This is a genomic window from Flavobacterium jejuense (assembly GCF_006491595.2).
Lineage (GTDB): Bacteria > Bacteroidota > Bacteroidia > Flavobacteriales > Flavobacteriaceae > Flavobacterium > Flavobacterium jejuense.
Window position 1 is genome coordinate 35818 of record NZ_VEVQ02000006.1, and the last position, 24044, is coordinate 59861.

Annotated in this window: 22 protein-coding genes; 12 read left to right on the plus strand and 10 right to left on the minus strand. The window is 32.0% G+C overall.

The features are described 5' to 3' along the window. Positions 1–5: 5 nt before the first annotated feature. Positions 6–455: an inner membrane protein YiaA gene (gene yiaA / locus FIA58_RS10200; RefSeq protein ID WP_243754667.1), complete on the minus strand. Its 450-nt coding sequence runs from the start codon at positions 453–455 to the stop codon at positions 6–8. Positions 456–572: 117 nt separating this feature from the next. Further along, the gene (locus FIA58_RS10205; RefSeq protein ID WP_140962385.1) at positions 573–1136 is read right to left on the minus strand and encodes a Crp/Fnr family transcriptional regulator; all 564 of its coding nucleotides are present in this window, start codon (positions 1134–1136) and stop codon (positions 573–575) included. Positions 1137–1274: 138 nt separating this feature from the next. On the opposite strand from FIA58_RS10205, the gene FIA58_RS10210 reads away from it, so the two are divergent. Then, entirely contained in the window at positions 1275–2033 is a 759-nt protein-coding gene (locus FIA58_RS10210) for a rhomboid family intramembrane serine protease (RefSeq protein ID WP_140962386.1), read from the plus strand. Between the two features lie 42 nt (positions 2034–2075). Here the strand turns inward: FIA58_RS10210 and rlmB are convergent, their stop codons facing one another. From rlmB to FIA58_RS10250, 8 genes are all read right to left on the minus strand, one after another. After that, positions 2076–2810 carry a 23S rRNA (guanosine(2251)-2'-O)-methyltransferase RlmB gene (rlmB, locus tag FIA58_RS10215; RefSeq protein ID WP_140962387.1) on the minus strand — a complete coding sequence of 245 codons (735 nt, stop codon included), beginning with the start codon at positions 2808–2810 and terminating at the stop codon, positions 2076–2078. Between the two features lie 60 nt (positions 2811–2870). Further along, positions 2871–3887, minus strand: coding sequence for a hypothetical protein (locus tag FIA58_RS10220; RefSeq protein ID WP_140962388.1), 1017 nt, complete (start codon positions 3885–3887; stop codon positions 2871–2873). 23 nt (positions 3888–3910) lie between these two features. Then, entirely contained in the window at positions 3911–4738 is an 828-nt protein-coding gene (locus FIA58_RS10225) for a hypothetical protein (RefSeq protein WP_140962389.1), read from the minus strand. Between the two features lie 11 nt (positions 4739–4749). Then, positions 4750–6276, minus strand: coding sequence for a SusD/RagB family nutrient-binding outer membrane lipoprotein (locus FIA58_RS10230; RefSeq protein ID WP_140962390.1), 1527 nt, complete (start codon positions 6274–6276; stop codon positions 4750–4752). Between the two features lie 12 nt (positions 6277–6288). Continuing rightward, the gene (locus FIA58_RS10235) at positions 6289–9399 is read right to left on the minus strand and encodes a SusC/RagA family TonB-linked outer membrane protein (protein WP_140962391.1); all 3111 of its coding nucleotides are present in this window, start codon (positions 9397–9399) and stop codon (positions 6289–6291) included. Positions 9400–9848: 449 nt separating this feature from the next. After that, entirely contained in the window at positions 9849–11330 is a 1482-nt protein-coding gene (locus tag FIA58_RS10240) for a SusD/RagB family nutrient-binding outer membrane lipoprotein (protein ID WP_140962392.1), read from the minus strand. A 6-nt stretch (positions 11331–11336) separates the two neighbouring features. Further along, positions 11337–14564: a SusC/RagA family TonB-linked outer membrane protein gene (locus FIA58_RS10245; protein ID WP_140962393.1), complete on the minus strand. Its 3228-nt coding sequence runs from the start codon at positions 14562–14564 to the stop codon at positions 11337–11339. A 95-nt stretch (positions 14565–14659) separates the two neighbouring features. Next, positions 14660–16321, minus strand: coding sequence for a BamA/TamA family outer membrane protein (locus tag FIA58_RS10250; RefSeq protein ID WP_140962394.1), 1662 nt, complete (start codon positions 16319–16321; stop codon positions 14660–14662). Between the two features lie 283 nt (positions 16322–16604). Between FIA58_RS10250 and rpsL the strand changes: the two genes are divergently transcribed. The 11 genes from rpsL (at position 16605) to rpsC (ending at position 24044) form a co-directional block, all read left to right on the plus strand. Continuing rightward, on the plus strand, positions 16605–17009 hold the full coding sequence (rpsL, locus tag FIA58_RS10255) for a 30S ribosomal protein S12 (RefSeq protein WP_140962395.1): 405 nt from the start codon (positions 16605–16607) through the stop codon (positions 17007–17009). Positions 17010–17034: 25 nt separating this feature from the next. Then, positions 17035–17511, plus strand: coding sequence for a 30S ribosomal protein S7 (rpsG, locus tag FIA58_RS10260; RefSeq protein ID WP_140962396.1), 477 nt, complete (start codon positions 17035–17037; stop codon positions 17509–17511). Positions 17512–17528: 17 nt separating this feature from the next. Further along, positions 17529–19685, plus strand: a complete 2157-nt coding sequence (gene fusA, locus FIA58_RS10265; RefSeq protein ID WP_140962397.1) for an elongation factor G — start codon at positions 17529–17531, stop codon at positions 19683–19685. 11 nt (positions 19686–19696) lie between these two features. Then, positions 19697–20002 carry a 30S ribosomal protein S10 gene (gene rpsJ, locus FIA58_RS10270; RefSeq protein WP_045968439.1) on the plus strand — a complete coding sequence of 102 codons (306 nt, stop codon included), beginning with the start codon at positions 19697–19699 and terminating at the stop codon, positions 20000–20002. 222 nt (positions 20003–20224) lie between these two features. After that, entirely contained in the window at positions 20225–20842 is a 618-nt protein-coding gene (rplC, locus tag FIA58_RS10275) for a 50S ribosomal protein L3 (protein ID WP_140962398.1), read from the plus strand. Next, positions 20842–21471 (plus strand): 50S ribosomal protein L4, encoded by a 630-nt coding sequence (gene rplD, locus FIA58_RS10280; RefSeq protein WP_140962399.1) that lies wholly within the window; start codon positions 20842–20844, stop codon positions 21469–21471. The genes rplC and rplD overlap by 1 nt, the downstream gene beginning before the upstream one ends. 8 nt (positions 21472–21479) lie before the next feature. Further along, entirely contained in the window at positions 21480–21770 is a 291-nt protein-coding gene (rplW, locus tag FIA58_RS10285) for a 50S ribosomal protein L23 (protein WP_140962400.1), read from the plus strand. A gap of 6 nt (positions 21771–21776) precedes the next feature. Next, positions 21777–22601 (plus strand): 50S ribosomal protein L2, encoded by an 825-nt coding sequence (gene rplB, locus FIA58_RS10290; protein ID WP_140962401.1) that lies wholly within the window; start codon positions 21777–21779, stop codon positions 22599–22601. 10 nt (positions 22602–22611) lie between these two features. Next, entirely contained in the window at positions 22612–22890 is a 279-nt protein-coding gene (gene rpsS, locus FIA58_RS10295) for a 30S ribosomal protein S19 (RefSeq protein WP_045968430.1), read from the plus strand. A 9-nt stretch (positions 22891–22899) separates the two neighbouring features. Continuing rightward, the gene (gene rplV / locus FIA58_RS10300) at positions 22900–23310 is read left to right on the plus strand and encodes a 50S ribosomal protein L22 (protein ID WP_140962402.1); all 411 of its coding nucleotides are present in this window, start codon (positions 22900–22902) and stop codon (positions 23308–23310) included. Positions 23311–23318: 8 nt separating this feature from the next. Then, the gene (gene rpsC / locus FIA58_RS10305) at positions 23319–24044 is read left to right on the plus strand and encodes a 30S ribosomal protein S3 (protein WP_140962403.1); all 726 of its coding nucleotides are present in this window, start codon (positions 23319–23321) and stop codon (positions 24042–24044) included.

Genomic DNA, 24044 nt, shown 5'->3' on the forward strand with positions numbered 1-24044 from the left:
TGATTTTATTCGCTACTTTTTTCTGATTGATTGGATAGTAGTAAATCGCGGGTGTTTTTTTGAACAGTTATGGCTGAAAATAGACTTAATAAAAATGCCATACCATAAAATCCTTTTTCACTTAACTGCAAATTAGCATTCCAAAGACCAATTATTAATAGTAGAATTGAGATTAATGTTGTAAACCAGCTAATTCCATAATACATATCTGTAACTGGTATTCCTTCAAGTCTATCTCTTACTGATTTTTGTACAGAGATTACAGAAAAGAGTCCAAATAATAAGATGGAAAAATAATACCCTTTTTCATTAAGCTCCATTTCTGCATTCCAAAGACCAATACAATAAGAGACCATGCCAGTTAAAAGAGCAATCCATGATGCTCCAATGAACGCACTTGTAGGTTTATTTGAAGTGATTGTTTCAAAGTGATTGTTTTTTACTTTGTGACTCATGTTTTCAGAGTTACTAAAATTACTTGCTTCCATGTTTTTTTGATTTAAATTTCTAAAGCAAAGTAAACGACTTGGAGTATTGGAAACAATGAACTTGGGTTAATAAATTGAGTTTAATTAAATTTTTGCTCGTATTCTACTTAATGCTTGTGGAGTAATTCCTATATAGGAGGCAAGATATTTTTGTGGAATTTCTTGAATTAATTGTTGCTGTTCTTTTACTAAATTTAAATAACGATCTGTAGATGAGTCTTTCATAAAGCTCAATTCTCTTTTGGATTTATATAGAAAAAAATCTTCTGCGAATACTCTTCCTATAGACTCACCAGCATTTGTGTATTTGTAAATTTCATGTAAATCTTCACGAGTAATATAAATTACTTTTGATTTAGTTAAACTTTGAATGCAAGCGACACTAGGTGTTTGAGTTAAAAAAGAAGAATAACTACTTAAAAATTTACTTGGAAATCCAAAATCAATGGTTACGTCTTTTTCAGGAAGTTCTATGAATAATCTAAAGATTCCTTCTAAAATGAAGTAAATCTTGTTTTCAACTGTATTTGTAGAGATAAGTAAGTCTTTTTTTTTGTGTTCTTTTACATGTAGTTTAGACAAGATGAACTGCCAATCACTATCAGAAATATTGACTTTTTCACTTAATGTTTTTCTTAATCTTTCCACTCGCTAAATATAATTCTTTTTTGTTTATGGTACAAAAATGTATAATTAAGGAAATGTTTTTATTATGACAAAATTAGTTAATTCTATGACAAAAAAGCATGTTTGTTTTTTTGGTCTTATCTTTGACATTTATATGGAATGAAAAAAGCTACTTTAGATAATCCTTTTTACTTCAGCTATTCAGTTGTTCTTTTACCTATGCTTTTTATACTGTTTTTATGGATGGTTTTTTGGGTAGAAGTACACTTTAAAATAAGTTTTTCACATTATGGTATTTATCCAAGAGAGACTTTCGGTTTAAAAGGAATTTTTTTTAGTGCTTTTTTGCATGGAAGTTTACAACATTTAATTAATAATTCTTTAGCTCTTTTTGTATTATTAGGAATACTTCGTTTTTTTTATAGAGAACAAGCAGGTAGGGTTGTTATATTTGGAATTTTGTTTTCAGGTTTGGGAACTTGGTTGTTAGGAAGGCCAAGTTATCATATAGGTGCTAGCGGTTTAATATACGTATTAGTGAGTTTTATTTTTTTTAAAGGAATTTTTACAAAATACTATAGACTAATGGCTGTTTCTTTTTTGATAATTCTTTTATATGGAGGAATGGTTTGGTATATGTTTCCAGATGTAGAAAAGGGGATTTCATGGGAAGGCCACTTGAGTGGTTTTCTAACAGGTTTGGCTATGGCTTTAGTTATGAAAACATCACAATTTGCAAAGCCAGCTGTTTACGAATGGGAAAAACCAGATTTTAATCCTGAAAACGATGTTTTTATAAAGAATTTTGATGAAAAAGGGAATTTTAATCCACCTCCAAAGCCAGAAGAAATAATAAAAGAATATTTTTCCTCTTCATTGAAAGTAATCTATGATTTTATTGGAATTAAAAAAGAATGAATTGTTCTTAATATATTAAGTAAAAAATTACTTTTTTAAATTTTAAAGTCTTTGTCTTACTACTTCATATAGAAAAGCACCGCATGCTACAGAAACATTTAATGATTCAATAGTTCCAAACATTGGTAGTTTTGCTTTTTGATCTACAATTTTTAAAACAGAAGGATTAACACCACGATCTTCACTACCCATTATAATTGCGATCGGTTCAGTAAAGTTAATGTCATAAATAGTGTTTTCTGTTTTTTCTGTTGCGGCAATGGTTTGTATTCCACTAGCTTGTAAATAGTAAATAGCATCTTTAATATGTTCTACTTTACAAATCGGAACATTGAAAACAGCACCAGCACTAGTTTTAACAGTGTCGCCATTTACAGGTGCAGAACCTTGTTTTTGAACTATGATTCCATTTACACCTGTACATTCTGCAGTTCTAATGATTGCTCCAAAATTACGAGCATCAGATAGTTGATCGAGTATTAGAAAAAGAGGATTCTTTCCAGATTCTACTACATTTGTAATCATAGTTTCCAAATCATGAAAAGAAACTGGTGAAATTGTAGCAACGGCTCCTTGATGATTTTTTGAAGTCAATCGATTTAATTTTTCAACAGGTACATATGAAAAATTAATATTGTTTTTTTTCATAGCTTTCATCAATTCCTGCATTAGCTCTCCTTGATTTTCTTTTTGAATAAAAACTTTATCAATTTCTTTTCCTGCTTGGATGGCCTCAATTATAGCTCTAATTCCAAATATTTGATTCTCTTTTTCCATGATGCAAATGTATAAAAAAACCACCTTTAATGAGGTGGTTTTAATTTAATTATAATTTGCTTATTTTTTCAATTCTCTTTTCTCATTTAAAGAAATTCTGTAATTTGATTCTCTACCTGTAGCTATTGTTGAATTACTACTGTTTGTTATTAAATATGTAGTTCCAGATTTAACAATAGTAAAAGTTGTAATTGCATTTGGATTGCCATCATCCAATCCACCATCATTTAAAGGAAATAATGAGGATAAATCTACAGTCTCATTAAAAACACCTGGTTTAGCAAAGTTTATAGTTGCAGGAATATTAATGTTATCAGGGTTAGTAACACCATTAGTAGTCCAAAGACTTGCATCAAGAGTGTATGTTCCATCAGTATCTGAACCTGAAATAGTTAACGATTCAGGACAATTAGAATAACTAAAGTTGGTAAAAACACCGTTTAAATATAGTTCCAAATCTAAATCTAAATCACCACAAGCATCATTAACATAGTCACCATCCCAAGAGAAAGTTGTTATTAATTCAGTACCTACATAGTTTTCGATATTCAAAGTAATAACTTCATCTAGAACAGCTTCAATTAGTGAAGTTGCTGATAATCTAAACTTAAATGTTTTAGTGTTTTCTGGAAATATATCTCTAATTGTTTCAATATCAATTTGAAAATCCTTTGTATATGCTGGATAAGTAACTATATAACCAGTTCCTCCTTGATAGCCATAGTTAAAATATCCTCCTTCAAACCAAGTTCCATAAGGGACATTAAAATCTTCAAAATCTAATCTTATATAACCATTTCCAGAATTTGGGTCACCATCAGGTTCAGTTACGGGTATTGGATTGTCATTTTCATCTAATGGTTCAATTCTAATATCTAGTTTATTCTGTACAGCATAATCTAAGCTTAAATTAAAAGTTGCTGTTTCTCCTTCTATAACAGTAATAGTCTTTTCTGTAATACTAATTCCTGGTTTTCCTCTTCTAGTTAAACTGTCATCTTCTTGACAAGAGGCAAGAAAAGATAGTACTATAACAGATACTAGGATAGCTTTTATATTTTTAGATAAATATTTCATTTTTTTTAATATTTCAATTAGACTTAATTAGGTGTAAATGTAGATGGTCCTAAATCGAACCAAATATCATTAGGATCTGCAACATTACCATTATAAATTCTTAAGTAGTTAAATGTAATTACTCCAGTAATAGGGTCAATGGTACCATCTCCTTCAGCAAGAGTGTCTCCTTGCCAACTTCCCCATTGAACAACTCCACAAACTTCAGAGAACTCAATAAAAGCAGGAGATCCACCAGATCCACCAAGAGCTATGTATGGCATTGCATCCATATTATAAACATTAGGTGCAATTTCAGTTATATTTACTATAGGAGCTGTACTTGATATGTTTTGAGGGCAAGTATATACACCAGCATAATCAGAAGGACATACACCTTGAATTGTGAGGGTAACTTTTTTGAATTGTTCAGCAACAGAGCCGTTACTACTAGTTAATAAATTGATAACTACAGTTCGAGGGTCATTGACATCTAAATTATTGGTATCAAAACTAAAATCGATAGTGCCAAAATCTCTATCAGCCGGTATATTCACTGAATTACCACTAGTTATATTATAATGTGTTCCTAAAACAGCAGTACTTGAAGGATCAACTTCATATGTAACAGTAATGGAAGGTGTTTGAGTAAATTCTTGACCACTAAGTAGGTCTACAGGAAGACTGTAAGATTCTACGCTTCCAGTACCATCGATTAAAACATTAGCCGTTTTATTTGTTTGTTGAAACCCTACGGTATAGAGTGTTGTCGCGTTTGTACTTTCTAATAAAGGTATTTCATCGTCAACTAAGCAAGAAATTGATAATGCTGAAGCTACTAGAGTAATTAATAAAATTTTTATATTTTTCATATTTTTTAATTTTAGTTTACATCCCAAAAGATTTTTTCAGTAAACGCAGTTTGTGTCGTTTGATTATAAGGAGTGACATTTGATGAGTTGCCAACATATTCTGAACTTGGATATAATAATCTATATGGTCTTTGAGTTCTTGAAGTTGATACGGGTAAAGGCATATTACTTGGGAATCCAGTTCGATTAAATTCAATCCATGTTTCAATTCCATTTGTACCTCCTAATGCAATCCACTTTTGAGTAATAATAGTTTCTATTTCATTTCCAGTACTTGCATTCCAATCTAGTAGATTTATACCAGAATTAATTATATTATTTGCATTCCCAGAATTAAGCATGTCAAATGAAGCTTGAACTGCAGCATCATAATATGATTTTGCATTTCCTATTGTTAAATAACCTCTATGATTAGCTTCTGCTTGTAAGAAAAGTGCTTCTGATGCAGTCATAATATACCCATCTTGAGTTGCGGAATTTAATAAACCTGGTCCAAGTCTTGATGGTAAATTATCGTTTCCGCCTTGAATGTTACCAGTTATTACTGATTGTGAACCTCGTAAAGTATACAATTCATCTAATCTAGGATCAATCACTCCTGTTGTTGTTCCATTTAAGAAATCTACTAAAAAAGTAGTTGGTCCTGTAGCAGTATTACTAGTTGTTTGTTGACTTGTTGTGCCAAAGTTACCAGGTGTGTAACCAAATGTTGCAGCGAAAGGATTCATTCTATTAGCTTCATCAGAATAGCCAGGATTAATAGTTATATTTTCACCTGATGTTAATAACATCCCCGTTGTATTTATATCTGCTATTTCATTTGTTATAAAAGTATCTAGTGAAGAATCAGTTTGGGCTTTATCCATCATTCTAACTAACAAACGAAGCTTTACAGTGTTTCCAAATTTTTTCCACATATCCATATCTCCACCTAACATTGGATCACTTGCGCCCATGGAGACAACCGTAGCAACATTTGTGTTGTCAATTAGTAAAATAGCTTTGTTTATGTCAGAAATTAAAGAAAAGTAAACAGTTTCTGCATCATCATATGATGGGAATAATTTATTACCTCTCCCATGTGCTTCACTGTAAGGAATATCACCATATAAATCAACTAAGTATTGAAAGTAATAAGCTCTTAATATTAAAGAAGAAGCTTTATGATAGTCATAATTTTTTTCATCTTCAAATTCGATTATATGAGTAAAGTTACTAGTTCTTTCATAAAGATTTTCCCAAATATTGCCATAAAATTCTGGGGTCACTAAGTATTGAAATTCGTTTGAATATGGAGTTTGAATTTGTTGAGCATTACCAGACCATGTGGAAACCATTGTGTTCCCTAAAATATTCATTGTAGTTAATAATGTAGCACTCGTTGTTGTTTGAGCACCTGGCATCACAATTTCTGGCACTAATTTTTGCCCACTAGGTCCATTTGGACTTTCATTTATATCTAAATAATTATCACATGATACTAAGACAAAAGTTGCTAGTAATGTAAAGCTTATATTTTTTAAATTAATTTTTTTCATTTTACTTTGCTTTTAGAATATTAAATTAATACTCATGGTATAGAATTTTGTAGGTGGTGTTTGTCCATAACCTCCTATTGCTCCAGCTAACTCTGGGTCATTGTATCCTCTGTTCTCTTTTGGTAATATAACTAATAAGTTTCTACCACTTATGCCAAATGTACAAGCATTAATGAAACCGTCTTTTAGAAATTTAGAAGGTAGAGAGTAGCTTAATGAAACTTCTCTTACTTTAAATGCAGTTGCGTCTACTATAAAATTTTCGTCAACTGTTGTATAGTTAGATTGGATATAGTCTTGATATTTTGCATATGGTGAAGGACCTGAGAAGCTTGGACCAGTTAATACAGTAGTATTTGTTACTCCTGACCCTTCAATAGTTGAGTTTGGAAATATAAAGTAACCGCGTCCATTTTCAGCAGTAACATATGATCTACCTTGTGTAGTTAAATCTTGATATATTCCTGAATAAAATTGATGTCCTGTCCTATAATCAGCAGTAGCCTTTAGAGTAAAACCTTTGTATCTTATTTGTGTGCCAAAATTCAGTATATAATCAGGAGTAGTTTTGCCTAGAACTTTAATACCTGATCCTAATTTTGGTGCGCCATTACTATCTAAGACTACTCTCCCTAATTCGTCTCTCTCGTAATATGTTCCTTGAATTACAGGAAATTGATTACCTACAATTGCATAAGTAGCAGGAGTCCCATTTGATGTTGCCACGCTCGTAGATTCATTTGTTACTTTATCAACATTTGTTTCAAATGTAAAGTAACCAATATTAGCTGACCATTCAAAATTTTCATTTTTAATTGGAGTGAATCCTAAATCTAGTTCTAAAGCGGATGATGTTGTTTGACCTACATTAATTGTTGCTGCAGATACTCCTGTTGATGATGATACAGATGTAGTTAAGATTTGGTTTGAGTTTTTTGTTTCAGAATAAGATGCGTCAAAAGTCAATCTTGGTGTACCTCTAATGTTTAGCAATTCTAAATTAATATTTCCTTCTAACGAAGTTACGAATTCAGGCTCAATTTCTTTATCAGTAGTTCTATTAGGTAAAATAAATGAATTTAAACCAGAAGAAGTATATGGGAAGGCAGCTGGTTGAATACCAGTATCAATAATTGAGTGAGGAGCTAAACCTGTTACATTTCCAACTTTAACATATGAAGCAGAAACTTTTGCTTTATGTAAAATTTTACCTTTTAATTCAGGAAATGCTTTTGTAGGTATAAAAGAAACACCAGCTGAAGGATAGAAAAAACCTAAATCTTTTACTTTTTTTCCTTCTAAATTTAAAGCTGAATTATAGTCTTTTCTAGCGGTTAAGTTTAAGAACAAGTAATCTTTATAGCCTAGATCTAAGTTTGCAAATACACCTAGGTTTCTACTAGTGAATTTGTCTTCATCAATTGCAATACTGCTAGAAATGTTGCTAAGGTCATAAAAACCAGGTATCGTTAAATCTCTACCAAAAGAATCATGGAAATAAGTATTATTTTCCCATGTACTAGCACCAACTATTGCATTTAAATTTATGTCTTCTGTTAAGTCATAAATAAAATTGGCCAATAAATCATTAGTGTAAATTCTTGAATTTCCTGTTTGAACCTGTAATGTGGATGAAATATCCCTTGAGTCGCCTGTGATAGTATAAGTTGCGTTAAAATCATTTAAATAGTCAACAAATCTATAAGTACGATCATTAATAGATGTTCTATAAGTCAAATTAATATTTTTATTGAATTTGTATTGACCCTCTAGATTTATTTCAAACCTTTTACCTCTAGTTGCAGCTCGAGAATTATTCATAATCCAATATGGACTATCTCCAAATGCTGTCCAGTGATCTTGATTACTTCCAGAATTAAATTGTGTGACATCAACATCACTTGGCACTTGTGTTAGTTGTTGATAAAGATTCCTATCATTGGTGTTGTTAGCATCACTATCATATGATGAAACAACGTTGGATTTGTCAATACTATACCTAGCTATACCACTTAATTTTAATTTTCCAAAAGTTTTACCAGTATTAAGACTAACTACGTCTCTAGTGAATTCATCATTTGGTATAATGCCTTCAGTATTACGTTTGTTGTAGCCAAGAGTAAAATAACCTTCATTGTCGCCTCCAGAAATAATTAATGAGTTTTGTAAAGTTGTTCCAGTTTGAAAAAAGTCTTTGACATTATCTTTTCTAAAATCATAAGTATTATATCTAAAGTCGTTAAATGTAGGATAAGGTAAACCAACAGGTTGAATAGATCCATCATATTCTGGCCCCCAAGATCCTTGATCAAAGGCATCTATTTCTCCCCAATAACCTTTACCATATCGATCTTGTTTTTGTGGTAAAAAAGCTATTTCTTCGAAAGTTACAGAAGAGGTAATGTCTACTGTTACTTTTCCTTTTTGTTTATTTCCTTTTTTTGTAGTAACAATTATAGCTCCATTTCCACCTACGGATCCGTAAAGTGCTGATCCAGAAGCTCCTTTAAGTACATTGATAGATTCAATTAAATTTGGGTCTAAATTTGATAAAGCGTTAGCATTTGTGATAACGTTGTCAATAACAATTAATGCCTGATTGGACCCTGTTATTGATTTATTACCTCTTAAAACAATTTCAGTAGCAGGATTAACACCTGTTGAAATTGTATTGATTTGTAAACCTGTTACTTTTCCCGTTAAAGATTGAATTGCATTAGGGTTTTTTGCTTGATTAATTTCATCTGATTTTATTACTTGGCTTGAAGTTGTAAGTTCGTCAGGTTTTCTTTGAATACCAAGTGCACCAGTTACTACAACTTCTGATAATTCTTCAGCTTTAAGTGTTACATTGTAAGTGTTAGCTTCACCTATAACGATACTAGTATCTTTTGTGCCTACATAAGAGAAAACTAAAACATCTCCTACGTTAGCTTTAATAGAATATCCACCATCAAAATTTGTAGTGACACCTCTATTAGTACCTTTTATAATTACATTAGCTCCAGATAAAGGTCCTATGATATCAGTAACTACACCAGTTATAGTTTTTTCTTGGGCGAATGATAATTGAAATAATAACGCAACAATTAGTGTTAAAATCCATTTAAATTTACATCTCATATTTCTTAATTTGAATTAGTTTTTCAAAAATGGTAATAAAAATAGATTTTTCCTAATAAAAAACAATATTTTATGACTTTTGATTAGTTTATGTTTATTTATTTATGATAAATAAGGTGATATTTATAAAATAGTTCTTATATTTATGAGGATAATTCCTTTTGTTTTTTTTATAATAATTATTTAATGTATCTATTTTTGAATTTATTATAATTTTTCAAAAGAAGCTTTTTAATTAAGCTAATAAAGATAGGGAATGTCAGATTTGTTTAATCTCTTTAACTTAGAATAGATTTAATTAAAAAAGGTTTCTTTTAATATTAATTGTATATTATACTTAAATATATAATTCTATTTAATTTTTTTCTTAAAAAAATGCCCCAAATAGTGTATAACTTTTTGGGGCATTTCCAGTTTGAGATGGTTATATTATAACTTTCAAAAATTAATTAGTTGACATCCCAAAAAAGTTTAGTTGTCAATAAATCACCACCTATTGCGGCAGAAGCTGCATTATAGTTTGTTGGATTTAAAGTTTGTTCTCTAATAGGGAAAGCCATTCTAACAGGAACTAACCCATTTGCAGCAGCAGCAGCATTAGCAGGTGCTGTAAGTGTTGGATAATCAAGTCTTCTGTATGAAGTCCATGCTTCAAAGCCTCTATTGTAAAGTCCAATCCATGCTTGTTCTCCAATTTTTTGTTGCCAAGTTCCAGTTGCAGTTGCATAATCAACTGATGGTTGAGCTAAATACGTTGCTATATCTGCAGAATCAACACCCCAATCTTCCATAGAGGCAGTTATGGCGTTTGTATAGTGCACAGATGCTGTACCTGCAGATGCAATTCCACTTTCTGCAGCTTCGGCTAATAAAAATTCAATCTCAGCATAGTCTAATAACGTACCACTAAAGTCTGGTTCTTGAATAACATCTCCTATATGGGTTTTTGATGAAAAACTATTTGAGTTTCCTACAATACCACCATTTACATTGTTATCTGTGTAAATTGGTCTTCTAGGGTCATTCAGGGCTATTAATTTATCCACAAAAGGTTTAGTAACGACAAAATCATGTCTTCCTGAATTAATTAAATCAACATATAATTGATTTGTGTTAGGTAGATTAGCTTGATAAGGTAATTTACAGTTTTCAGAATTAGAACTTATAACACCATCAATGATTGCTGAATCAATTGTTTGTGTAGCTAAAGTATTGTCTAAATTCGAGGCCAATAAGTTGATGCCTATTTTAAGTTTTATACTATTGGCAAATTTTTTCCATAACTCTAATTTTGCTGCAGAATCACCATCTGCTTGTGGGAATAATACATCTGCATCACCAAATGATTCGTAATTTGAATCAATATTTGCTATAGCATCATTTATTTTTGTAATTAAGCTACGGTAGACCTCTACACCGCTATCATATTTTGGTAAATAATTAGCATCACCTTTTAAAGCTTCTGTGTATGGGATATTTCCATAAGTATCAACTAATACTTGATAGATATATGACATTAGTATATCTATTTGGGCTAATTTATTTTTTTTAATTGCAGTTTTTTCTGTAAAAGATAAATCTCCATTTGCTATAATTTCTGACTCTGTATAAATTTTAGCCTTATTTAAGTCAGCTAAAGCTCCTGCATATAAAGCATTCCAGTGATTGTCTGAAATTTTTCTAGTTACAAAATCATAGTTAGATTCATCAGTATAGGTTGTTTCTGTCCAATATTGAGTTATCAATCTAAATACATTTCGATTTACATTTGTATTGGTCATTTGATCTGTTAAGCTTCTTTCTGCCGTTGTAAAAAGGGAGCTAGCAGGAACTATTGACGGGTTTTTTTCATCTATGTTAAGGGATGATAAATCATCTGAGCATGAAAATAAAACCAATGAAATTCCTATTATATAAAATATTTTTTTCATAGTTGATTAGAATTTAAAAGTTATGTTTAGGCCTATATCTCTTGTTGTAGGTAATGAACCTACTGAGTAACCTCTTGATAAATTACCAGATGATAAGCCACTTTCTGGATCCGCATACGGTAGGTTTTTGTGAATAATCCATAGATTAGTACCTACTAAACTACATTTCAAATCTTTAATGAATGTGTTTTCAAAATATTTTTTTGGAAAACTATATGAAATTGAAGCTTCACGTAATTTTACAAATGATGCATCATAAATGAATGATTTATTAGGTTCTCTTCTGTATCCATAATTATTCCCATAGAACTCAGGAGAAATTGTAGCAACTGTGTTTGGGCTTCCGTCAGGTGCAACACCTTGATGAATAACTCCAGTAGTTCTTATGTCTCCTTCAGCTGTTTCTGCATACAATCCTGTAGCTAAACCATATGCCATGTCTAAAGAGAAAATATCTCCACCTTTTTGCATATCAATCAAAAATCCAAGAGAAATGTTTTTATAGGTGATTTTGTTTCTTAATCCACCTATCCAATCTGGAGTTATATTTCCAATTGTATTATCAGATGTAGTTGTCGCTAAATACCTTCCTGTACTTTGGTCAATAACTGGTTGTCCATTAACATAAATATAATCTGTACCTTTTATGGTCCCATATGGTTCACCAGGAGTTGCATTTATTGTAATACCTTGCTGGAAAGAACCTAATTGTAGGTTTTCTAAGCCACCAGGTAAAGAAATAACTTCACTTTTGTTTTTTGACCAGTTTACAATTATATCCCATTGAAAATCTTCAGTCTTTATAGGTGTTCCGGTTAACTGTAATTCAATACCTTTGTTTTGAATTTCTCCACCATTTACAACTGCATTAGTAACGCTAGAAGCAGATGAAACTGCACCAGAAACAATTTGATCAATCGAGTTTGTTACATAATAACTTGCATCAATTCCAAAACGTCTATTAAACATACTCGCTTCAATACCTATTTCGAAAGATTTTGTTCTTTCGGGTTTTAAGTTAGGGTTTTTGTTAACATTTGGTAGAGTGAATGACGGTTGTCCATGAAAGTTTGTGTTTCTTTGGAATGTGTTGATTAAGCTTAATGGAGGTGCATCATTTCCTACTTCAGCATAATTAGCTCTTATCTTTCCAAAGTTAAGCCATTCTTGGTTTGCTAAATTTGAGAATACTAAAGATCCAGATACAGCAGGGTAATAGTATGAATTGTCACCTTTAGGTAGTGTTGATGAAGCATCTCTTCTGATTGAGGCATCAACGAAGTAGGTGTCTTTAAATCCTATAGATCCTTGTGCATAAAGGCCATTTACTCCCCATGTATATTTTGTTTGTACAGGGAAAGGTAATTCAAATCGTGAATTAGAAAGAGCATAAAGTTCTGGTACAACAAGACCACCAATTGTAGAAGCTAAAACATTGTCTACATATTGTCTTCTTACATTTGATCCTATAACTCCAGTTAAACTTATTTCTGAATCAAATTTTTTGTTAAAATTTAACATCATGTCATAATTTAACTCTTTGAAACTTCTATCGTATCTTTGGTACCCTGAACCTTCGTCTACTGGGGATAAACCAAACGTCGAGGCTATAGAGCCAATAGCTCTTCTTTCTTCTTGTAATTCTTTGTATGTGTCCATGGAGATTCTACCCATAGCTGATAACCAACTATTAATCTCATAATTCAATGAAGCATATCCTAATAATCTGTTTCTGCTATCAGAAGAGTAGTTTTTGTATCTTGTAAAGTATGGATTGTCCCAAAAGATTGGTTTTAGACCACTTGGGTCTGATACATCTGACCAATTCCAAGTTATGTTTTGACCACCAGAATTGTTATAAACTTGTTCTAGTTCTTTAACGTCAACATTAGTTTGCCACCATTGTCTGAAATTTGTCATGACGTTGTCATTGTAACCTGTAGAGTTTCTACCAGTAGTGTTTTGTAATGTGACAGCAGCATATGAATTGAAAGTTAGCTTGTCTGTGATTTTTTGACTGAATTTAGTACTTAATTGATTTTTTTTCAACTTACTATTAGGTAAAATCCCAGTTTGGTCAAAATTTGTTAATGAAAACAATAAATTTGATTTATCTGTCGAATTTTGAATACTTATACTGTTATTTGTAGTTACAGATTTATTAAAAAAAGATACTGGACCATTTTTTGCACTTTGCCATGGAGTAGCTTGGTTGAAATTATCAGAGTATGGAGTGAAAGCATTCCATTGATAAACTAACTGATTGTCAAATGCAGCTCCATATGAAGCATCTTCATAAGTTGGCACGACTAAATCATCTGTGGAGTCTCCATTTACATCAAAATAATCAAAATACCCAGTTGGATCTCCGTAATATGGGCCATACCCAGCTCCATATTTATCCTGGTATGTTGGGAATGTTGATTTGTCAACAGTTCCTACATTTAGACTTGAAGAAACTGTTACTCCAAATCCTTTTCCTGATTTCCCTTTTTTTGTAGTAACCATTACTACTCCATTTGCAGCTCTAGAACCATATAAAGCAGTCGCGGCAGCTCCTTTCAATATATTAATGGATTCAATGTCTTCTTGATTAATGTCAGAAGCAGTATTTCCGTAGTCATATCCGCTACCAGCTTGTTGTTGACCAGTTGTGTTTGAATTAGAATTGTCTACTGGAACACCATCTATAACCCAAAGCGCTTGATTGTTTCCTGTTAGGGATTTGTTTCCACGAATAACAACATTTGTAGAACCTCCCATGTTGTTGTTTCTCCTGATTTCTACACCTGCGGCTTTTCCAGATAATAGATTGGTTACGTTTCCTGTTGCTGATCCTCCATTTAAATCATCACCATTTATTTGTTGAGTTGCATATCCAAGAGATTTTTTTTCTCTTTTAATGCCTTGTGCGGTTACAACTACTCCTTCTAGAGTAGTTACATCTTCTTGCATTGTAACTTTTAAAGTTGTTGAATTAACAATAACTTCTTGAGTCTTCATGCTGACATAACTGAAAACAAGTATTGAGCCTTGTTTTACTTCAATTTTAAAATTACCATCAAAATCGGTTTGTGTGCCGTTACTTGTGCTTTTCTCTTGAATAGCTACACTTGGTAACGGAAGTCCGTTTTGATCTACAACTGTTCCAGAAACAGTTTTTACTTGAGCAAAAGTCATTTGCCCTAACATTACCACTAACACCGTTAGTAGTAGGTTAAATTTAGATCTCATATTTGTTTGTTTGAATTAGTTGACCAAAATTCACAAAAAAAAGTTTGTTATCCTAATATTATTTAATATTTTTTTAACATTTAACACTGAAAGTCTTAAAACTTTGTTTTAAAACTAATTTGTATAATTGAGTTTGATAATTTAATGTTTTGTTTTTCAGTTGATCCATTTGAGTAGACAAAGTGTAAAAGGCCATTGTTGGTTAATAATTCAAACCCTATTCCTAAACCTAGTAATTTGTTTTTTGACTCTGTAGTTTTGTCTTCATAATATGCATAATCTAATATAGAGTGTATGGAAAGGTTTGGTGTAATAATATATCGATATTCTGTTATTAATGATGTAAGTAAATTTGTTTGTAGTGAGTTTTCTCTGAAACCTCTTATTGAGTTTATGCCGCCAAATCTATATAATTCGTTTGTTAGGTAATTTTTACTATTAAGATAAAAAGTTTGATTTTTTAATAAGATGTTGTTTTTGTTGTTTAAAGTAATCAAATGACTTAATTCTAGTTTACTGAAAAACTGGTTGTTTTTTTTTAGGTTGCTGTTTCTTGTTCCGGCTCCAATAGTGATTTGTAAATTTGTTTTGTCTGGAAATAGGTAGTTTGTGTTGTTGTTTTTTTTATACTCGTGAGTAATTGTGTAAAATTGATTTTTGAAATTTGTTAGGTTCTGGTTATTTGTGTTTTGGATATCAACTGAGGTTGTGTTTTGAAAGCCTATGTAAGTTTTTTGGTTAAAAGAAAAATAATAACCTAGATTTAAACTTATTTGTGTGTTTTGAAAAGTGCTGTCTTGTTTGAAAATATTTAATTCAGATTTTATACCTAACGGTGTTTTGAAGATATAGGGTTGTTCTGTGTTTAAATTGAATAGGGTTTGTTGATTTCCGTCATTCTTCCAGAAGATTTTGAATTTTTCCCCAGAGTTAAAGATGTTGATTAATAATAAGTCAAGGTATCCATTAAAAACTAGTTTTTGATTTTTATCATTTGAAAAGCCAATGTATCCATCAAATTTATTGGGTTTAGACTTGTTTATGTATGCAAAAATATTTGTTTTATTTTCTGTGAATAATATTTCTGGATATTTTAATTGTGTTATAAATGTTAGACTGTTTAGGTCATTATAGATTTTTGAAACAAAATTTTGATTAAAAACTCTATTTTTAATTTTCTGTTCAAGTTGATGTTTTATGTTTTTTGGAAATTTATCGTAGCCTAGTAATATAAGGGCATCTGTTTTTCTTTGAGAATTTAATTGTATGTCTAAGTTAGAGTAGAGTGTATTTTTCTTTTTCTCTTGATTTGTTAATTTTAATTTTGCTAACGAGTAGCCTTTTTTTTCCAGTGTCTGTAATTTGTTTAATATCCATTTTTCAGTTTCTTCAAAAGGAATTGTTAGGGTGTCTGTGTTTATGGCTAATATTGTTTTCTTTTCTGCGGTGAGATTATTAGTGATTATTCTGGTCTTTGTTGTTTTATTTCCTATGTTATAGGTGTAGTTAAAAGAGCTGTCGTTTGTCTTTTTTTGGTCTTTTAGAATTGATTCTAAAAAGCCAGCTTTATTTAAAATGGAGTCAAATTTTTTAATCTGATTTATTATAGAAGCAACATTCTTATGTTTTTTGATATAAGTAATACTGTCAATTGTTTCTTTGTCTTTTGCTGAAATTCCATCTATAATAAGATTGAATTGTTGGCCTTGTGAGAAAAGACAACTTATTAGACATAATATAATGTAGTTTTTTTTCATTGTTGTAAAGTAACGTAAAATTGTAAAATAAATTTTAAGTTAGAACGATTCATTAGTTGTTTTTTTGTGATCTATATTCCAGCTTCCTGCTATACTGAGATGTAGTTCTTATTAGGGGTATAATGTGTTTTGTTGTTTTTTTTGAGTTTGGAGTGGTGTTAATAAAATTCTAATCAACTTGAAAATAAATAAATTAGATTTGTTTTGTAAAAAATAATAATTACATTTGCACCCCCTAAATAGTGTTAGGGAGTTAATTTATAAGTAATTATTATAAACAATTATGCCAACAATTCAACAATTAGTAAGAACTGGAAGAGCCAAAATAACTAAGAAGAGTAAATCGGCTGCTTTAGATTCTTGTCCTCAAAGAAGAGGGGTTTGTACGCGTGTTTATACTACAACGCCAAAAAAACCAAACTCGGCAATGCGTAAAGTTGCACGTGTTCGTTTAACAAATGGTAATGAAGTAAATGCTTACATCCCTGGAGAAGGACATAATCTACAAGAGCACTCGATAGTATTAGTTAGAGGTGGGAGAGTAAAAGATTTACCAGGTGTACGTTACCACATCGTTCGTGGTGCATTAGATACAGCAGGTGTTGCAGGAAGAACACAACGTAGATCTAAGTATGGTGCAAAACGTCCAAAACCAGGACAAGCAGCTGCAGCTGGAAAGAAAAAGTAATTTAAAATCTTTTTAAAGTAAAGACATGAGAAAAAGACAGGCCAAAAAAAGACCTCTTTTACCAGATCCAAAATTTAACGATCAGTTAGTAACACGTTTTGTAAACAACTTAATGTGGGATGGTAAAAAATCAACAGCTTTTAAAGTTTTTTATGATGCATTAGACATTGTAGAAACGAAAAAGCAAGATGCAGAAAAGACTGCTTTAGAAATTTGGAAAGATGCATTGACTAATGTGATGCCTCACGTAGAAGTTCGTTCGCGTAGAGTAGGTGGAGCTACTTTTCAAATTCCAATGCAAATTCGTCCAGATAGAAAAATTTCTTATTCAATGAAATGGATGATTCTTTATGCAAGAAGAAGAAATGAAAAATCAATGGCTAACAAGTTGGCTTCTGAAATTTTAGCTGCTGCTAAAGAAGAAGGTGCTGCTGTTAAGAAAAGAATGGATACTCATAAAATGGCAGAAGCAAACAAAGCTTTCTCTCACTTTAGATTTTAATTCATAAAATATTAGAAATGGCTAGAGATTTAAAATATACAAGAAATATAGGAATTGCAGCTCATATTGATGCTGGTAAAACAACAACTACTGAGCGTGTATTGTTCTACACTGGAAAATCACACAAAATTGGAGAAGTGCATGATGGTGCTGCAACAATGGACTGGATGGCGCAAGAACAGGAAAGAGGTATTACTATTACTTCTGCTGCTACAACTTGTGAATGGAATTTTCCAACTCAACAAGGAAAAATTTTACCGGAATCTATACCTTATCATTTTAATATTATCGATACACCAGGTCACGTTGATTTTACAGTAGAGGTGAATCGTTCATTGCGTGTACTTGATGGGTTGGTTTTCTTGTTTAGTGCTGTTGATGGTGTTGAGCCACAATCAGAAACTAACTGGAGACTTGCTGATCAATATAGAGTGCCACGTATGGGATTTGTTAATAAAATGGATCGTCAAGGGTCTAATTTTTTAGCAGTATGTCAACAAGTGAAAGATATGTTGAAATCAAATGCAGTAGCTATTACTTTGCCAATTGGAGAAGAGAATGATTTCAGAGGAGTGGTGGATTTGGTTAAAAATCAAGCTATAGTATGGCATGATGAAACACAAGGTGCTACTTTTGATATTATTGATATTCCTGCTGATATGGTTGATGATGTAAAAGAATATCGTTCAATTCTTATTGAAGAAATCGCTACTTATGACGAGAATCTTTTAGATAAGTATATGGAAGATGAGAATTCTATTACCGAAGATGAAATAAATGCAGCTTTACGTGCAGCTACTATTGATATGGCTATTATTCCTATGATTGCAGGTTCTGCATTCAAAAATAAGGGAGTACAGTTTATGTTAGATGCGGTTTGTAAGTATTTGCCTTCACCTATGGATAAAGAAGGTATTGAGGGAATTCATCCTGATGATATTGATTTATTAGAAGAAGATCAAAAGAAAATATTACGTCGTCCTGATCCAAAAGAGCCATTTGCTGCTCTTGCATTTAAAATTGCTACTGATCCTTATGTGGGTCGTTTAGCTTTCTTTCGTGCTTATTCAGGGCGTTTAGATGCTGGATCTTATATTTTGAACACTCGTTCAGGAAATAAGGAGCGTATCTCTCGTATTTATCAAATGCATGCTAATAAACAAAATCCAATTGAATATATTGAAGCAGGAGATATTGGTGCTGCTGTAGGATTTAAAGATATCAAGACAGGAGATACTATGTGTGATGAAAAACATCCTATTATTCTTGAGTCAATGAAATTCCCTGATCCTGTAATTGGTATAGCTATTGAGCCTAAAACAAAGGCTGATGTTGATAAGATGGGTATGGCTTTGGCTAAATTAGCTGAAGAAGATCCTACATTTACAGTTAGAACTGATGAGGCTTCTGGTCAAACAATCATATCTGGAATGGGTGAGCTTCACTTAGATATACTTGTGGATCGTATGAAGCGTGAGTTTAAAGTAGAGGTGAATCAAGGTGAGCCTCAAGTAGAGTATAAAGAAGCGTTTACTAAAACAGCAACTCATAGAGAGGTTTATAAAAAACAATCTGGAGGTCGTGGTAAATTTGGAGATATTGTATTTACTTTAGAGCCAGCTGATGATGTAGATGGTAAGCCAGCTTTTGGATTGCAATTTGTTAATGCTGTAAAAGGAGGAAATGTACCTAAGGAATATATTCCTGCTGTTGAAAAAGGTTTCCGTGAAGCTATGAAAACTGGTCCTTTAGCTGGATATGCAGTAGATAGTTTGAAAGTTACCCTTACTGATGGGTCTTTTCATCCTGTGGATTCTGATGCTCTTTCTTTTGAATTAGCAGCAAAATTAGGATACAAAGAAGTAGCAAAGGCTGCTGGAGCTGTTATTCTTGAGCCAATCATGAAAATCGAAGTTATTACTCCTGAGGAAAATATGGGTGATATTGTAGGTGATTTAAATCGTCGTAGAGGTCAAGTTAATGATATGGGTGATAGAAGTGGTGCTAAAACCATTAAAGCAGATGTTCCATTATCTGAGATGTTTGGTTATGTCACAACATTGAGAACATTATCTTCTGGTAGAGCTACCTCTACAATGGAGTTTTCTCATTATGCTGAAACACCATCTAATATTTCGGAAGAGGTAATCAAAAAAGCAAAAGGTAACGCTTAATTTTTAAGAAAATGAGTCAAAAAATCAGAATAAAATTAAAATCATACGATCACAATTTAGTTGATAAATCAGCTGAAAAAATCGTAAAGACTGTAAAAAGTACAGGTGCTGTAGTTACTGGACCTATTCCATTGCCTACAAATAAAAAAATCTTTACTGTTTTACGTTCACCTCACGTGAATAAAAAGTCAAGAGAGCAGTTTGAGCTAAGTTCATATAAGAGATTATTGGATATTTATAGTTCGTCTTCTAAAACAATTGATGCTTTAATGAAGTTAGAATTACCTAGTGGAGTTGAAGTTGAAATAAAAGTTTAGGTAATCACTGCTAAAGCAGTATAAATATAAAACCGTTAGTGTGAAAGCGCTACGGTTTTTTTAATGAAGTGAAAATAGCCTTTTTTTAAATAAAAAATGAGGTAACTAATTATTTTTGCGAGAATTAAAAAATAATTATATATTTGCACCCTCAAAATGAGGATTGTGTACATGTATATATGTATAGTATTAAAAATAGTTTAATTAATTAATTAGTTTTATATGTCTGGGTTAATCGGAAGAAAAATTGGCATGACTAGTATCTTTGACGAGAACGGGAAAAATATTCCTTGTACTGTTATTGAAGCAGGTCCATGTGTTATTACCCAAGTCAGAACCAAAGAGGTTGACGGGTATAGTGCTCTTCAGCTTGGTTTCGATGACAAAACTGAAAAGCATACAGTAAAAGCAGAAGAAGGACACTTCAAGAAGGCTGGAGCAGTTGCTAAGAAGAAAGTTATTGAATTCAAGTATTTTGAAGAAGAACACAAATTAGGTGAAGTTCTTACAGTGGATTTATTTGCTGAAGGAGAATTTGTAGATGTTCAAGGTGTTTCTAAAGGTAAAGGTTTTCAAGGGGTTGTTAAGCGTCACGGTTTCGGTGGTGTGGGTCAAGCAACTCATGGTCAGCACAACCGATTAAGAGCTCCTGGTTCTGTTGGTGCGTCTTCATATCCATCAAGAGTATTCAAAGGTATGAGAATGGCCGGAAGAATGGGTGGAGAGAATGTAACTATTCAAAACCTTAAAGTTTTAAAAGTTGTTGCTGATAAAAATCTTTTAGTTGTTAAAGGATGTGTTCCAGGACATAAAAACTCTTATGTAATCATTCAGAAATAATGGAAGTAAAAGTATTAGATTTCAACGGAAAAGATACTGGGAGAAAAGTTCAACTTTCTGATTCAGTATTCGCAATAGAGCCAAATAATCACGCTGTATATCTTGATGTTAAACAATATTTAGCAAATCAAAGACAAGGTACCCACAAAGCTAAGGAAAGAGCTGAAGTTGCAGGAAGTACACGTAAGATTAAAAAACAAAAAGGAACAGGTACTGCCCGTGCAGGTAGTGCGAAAAACCCTTTGTTTAAAGGTGGAGGTACAGTTTTTGGACCTAGACCTAGAAGTTATTCTTTTAAATTAAATAAAAATTTAAAGAGATTGGCTAGAAAATCTGCTCTTTCTTTAAAAGTAAAAGAGTCAAGTTTGATAGTTTTAGAAGACTTTACATTTGAAACACCAAACACTAAAAATTTCATTAATGTATTGAATGCTTTAGGTTTAGATAATAAAAAATCTTTATTTGTATTGGGTGATTCAAATAAAAATGTATATTTGTCGTCACGAAATTTAAAGGCGTCTTCAGTGGTAACTTCTTCAGAATTAAGTACTTATGGAATATTAAACGCTAATAGTTTAGTGGTTTTGGAAGGTGCTTTAAGCGGAATAGAAGATAATTTAAGTAAATAAATAAGGTTATGAGTATCATTATTAAGCCTATTATAACTGAAAAAATAACTAAAGATGGTGAGATTTTTAACCGTTTTGGTTTTGTAGTTGATAAAAAAGCAAATAAAATTCAAATCAAAAATGCTGTTGAAGCTGTTTATGGTGTGAGTGTTGTTAGTGTAAATACAATGAATTACAGAGCTGATAGATCGGTTAAGTACACTAAAAGTGGTTTAATCAGTGGGAAAACAAATGCATATAAGAAAGCAATTGTTCAAGTTCAAGAAGGAGAGACAATTGATTTTTATAATAATATCTAATAGAAAATGTCAGTTAGAAAATTAAAACCTATTACCCCAGGTCAGCGTTTTAGAGTTGTAAATAGCTTTGACACTATTACAACTGATAAGCCGGAGCGTTCTTTGATTGCACCGAAAAAAAACTCTGGAGGTAGAAATAGTCAAGGAAAAATGACCATGCGTTATATTGGTGGTGGTCATAAACAAAAGTATCGTATTGTAGATTTTAAAAGAACTAAAGTGGGTGTTCCTGCTACAGTTAAGACTATCGAATATGATCCAAATCGTTCAGCTTTTATCTCTTTATTAGCTTATGCTGATGGTGAAAAAACGTATATCATTGCTCAAAATGGTTTGCAAGTTGGACAAACCGTAGTTTCTGGTGAAGATGCGTCTCCAGAAATTGGAAATACATTGCCTTTAAGTAAAATTCCTTTAGGTACAGTTATTTCTTGTATCGAATTAAGACCTGGTCAAGGGGCTGTTATTGCTCGTTCTGCAGGTACTTTTGCTCAATTAATGGCAAGAGATGGTAAGTATGCAACTATTAAAATGCCTTCTGGTGAAACAAGATTGATTTTGTTAACTTGTTCGGCTACTATTGGGGCGGTATCAAACTCTGATCACCAATTAGTTGTTTCTGGTAAAGCTGGTAGATCAAGATGGTTAGGAAGAAGACCTAGAACAAGACCTGTTGCAATGAATCCTGTTGATCACCCAATGGGTGGTGGAGAAGGACGTTCTTCTGGAGGTCATCCACGTTCAAGAAAAGGTTTACCTGCTAAGGGTTATAGAACTCGTTCTAAGGTTAACCCAAGTAATAAGTATATTGTAGAACGTAGAAAGAAATAATTAGATAAACATGGCACGTTCATTAAAAAAAGGACCTTATGTTCACTATAAATTAGAGAAAAAAGTTCAAGAAAATATAGAGAAAGATAATAAAGCTGTTATTAAGACTTGGTCAAGAGCTTCTATGATTACTCCAGATTTTGTTGGTCAAACTATTGCAGTGCATAATGGTCGTCAATTTGTACCAGTTTACGTAACAGAAAACATGGTAGGACATAAATTAGGGGAATTTTCACCAACAAGATCATTTAGAGGTCACGCTGGTGCAAAAAATAAAGGTAAAAAATAATAAGAAGCTATGGGAGTTCGTAAAAGAGAAAGAGCAGAGCAAATTAAAGAAGCAAAAACGCAAATTGCTTTTGCTAAACTAAATAATTGCCCTACTTCACCTAGAAAAATGCGCTTAGTGGCAGATTTAGTTAGAGGTAAGAAAGTAGAGTTAGCTCTTAATATATTAAGGTTTAATAGTAAAGAAGCTTCTAGAAAATTAGAAAAATTGTTGCTTTCTGCGATAAATAATTATCAACAGAAAAATGCAGATTCTAGTGTTGAAGAAGCAGGCTTATTTGTAAAAGAGATTAGAGTAGATGGAGGTATGATGTTGAAAAGACTTCGTCCAGCTCCTCAAGGTCGTGCTCATAGAATTAGAAAACGTTCTAATCACGTTACAATCGTATTAGGATCAAATAATAACACACAAAGTAATTAATAAACAGTATGGGACAAAAGACAAATCCAATTGGAAATAGACTTGGTATCATCAGAGGATGGGACTCAAACTGGTATGGAGGAAATGATTATGGTGATAAAATCGCAGAAGATTTTAAAATCAGAAAGTACATCCATGCGCGTTTATCAAAAGCTAGTGTATCAAAAGTAATTATCGAAAGAACTTTAAAGCTTGTAACCGTTACTATCACTACTGCTAGACCTGGTATTATTATCGGTAAAGGTGGTCAAGAGGTAGACAAGTTGAAAGAGGAACTTAAGAAAATTACCGACAAAGAAATTCAAATCAATATATTTGAAATCAAAAGACCAGAGATTGATGCTTACTTAGTTGCAAATAGTATAGCACGTCAAATTGAAAGCAGAATTTCATACAGAAGAGCTATTAAAATGGCTATTGCGGCTGCAATGAGAATGAATGCTGAAGGTATTAAGGTTTTGATTTCTGGTCGTTTAAATGGTGCAGAAATGGCACGATCTGAAGGCTTTAAAGATGGTAGAATTCCTTTGTCAACTTTCAGAGCTGATATTGATTATGCATTAGCTGAAGCTCATACTACTTATGGTAGAATGGGGATTAAAGTATGGATAATGAAAGGTGAGGTTTATGGTAAAAGAGATCTTTCTCCGTTAGTTGGTATGGACAAACAAAAGTCTAAATCATCAGGATCTCAAAAAAGAGATGGTAAGCCAAACAGAAGCAAAAGAAAGTAA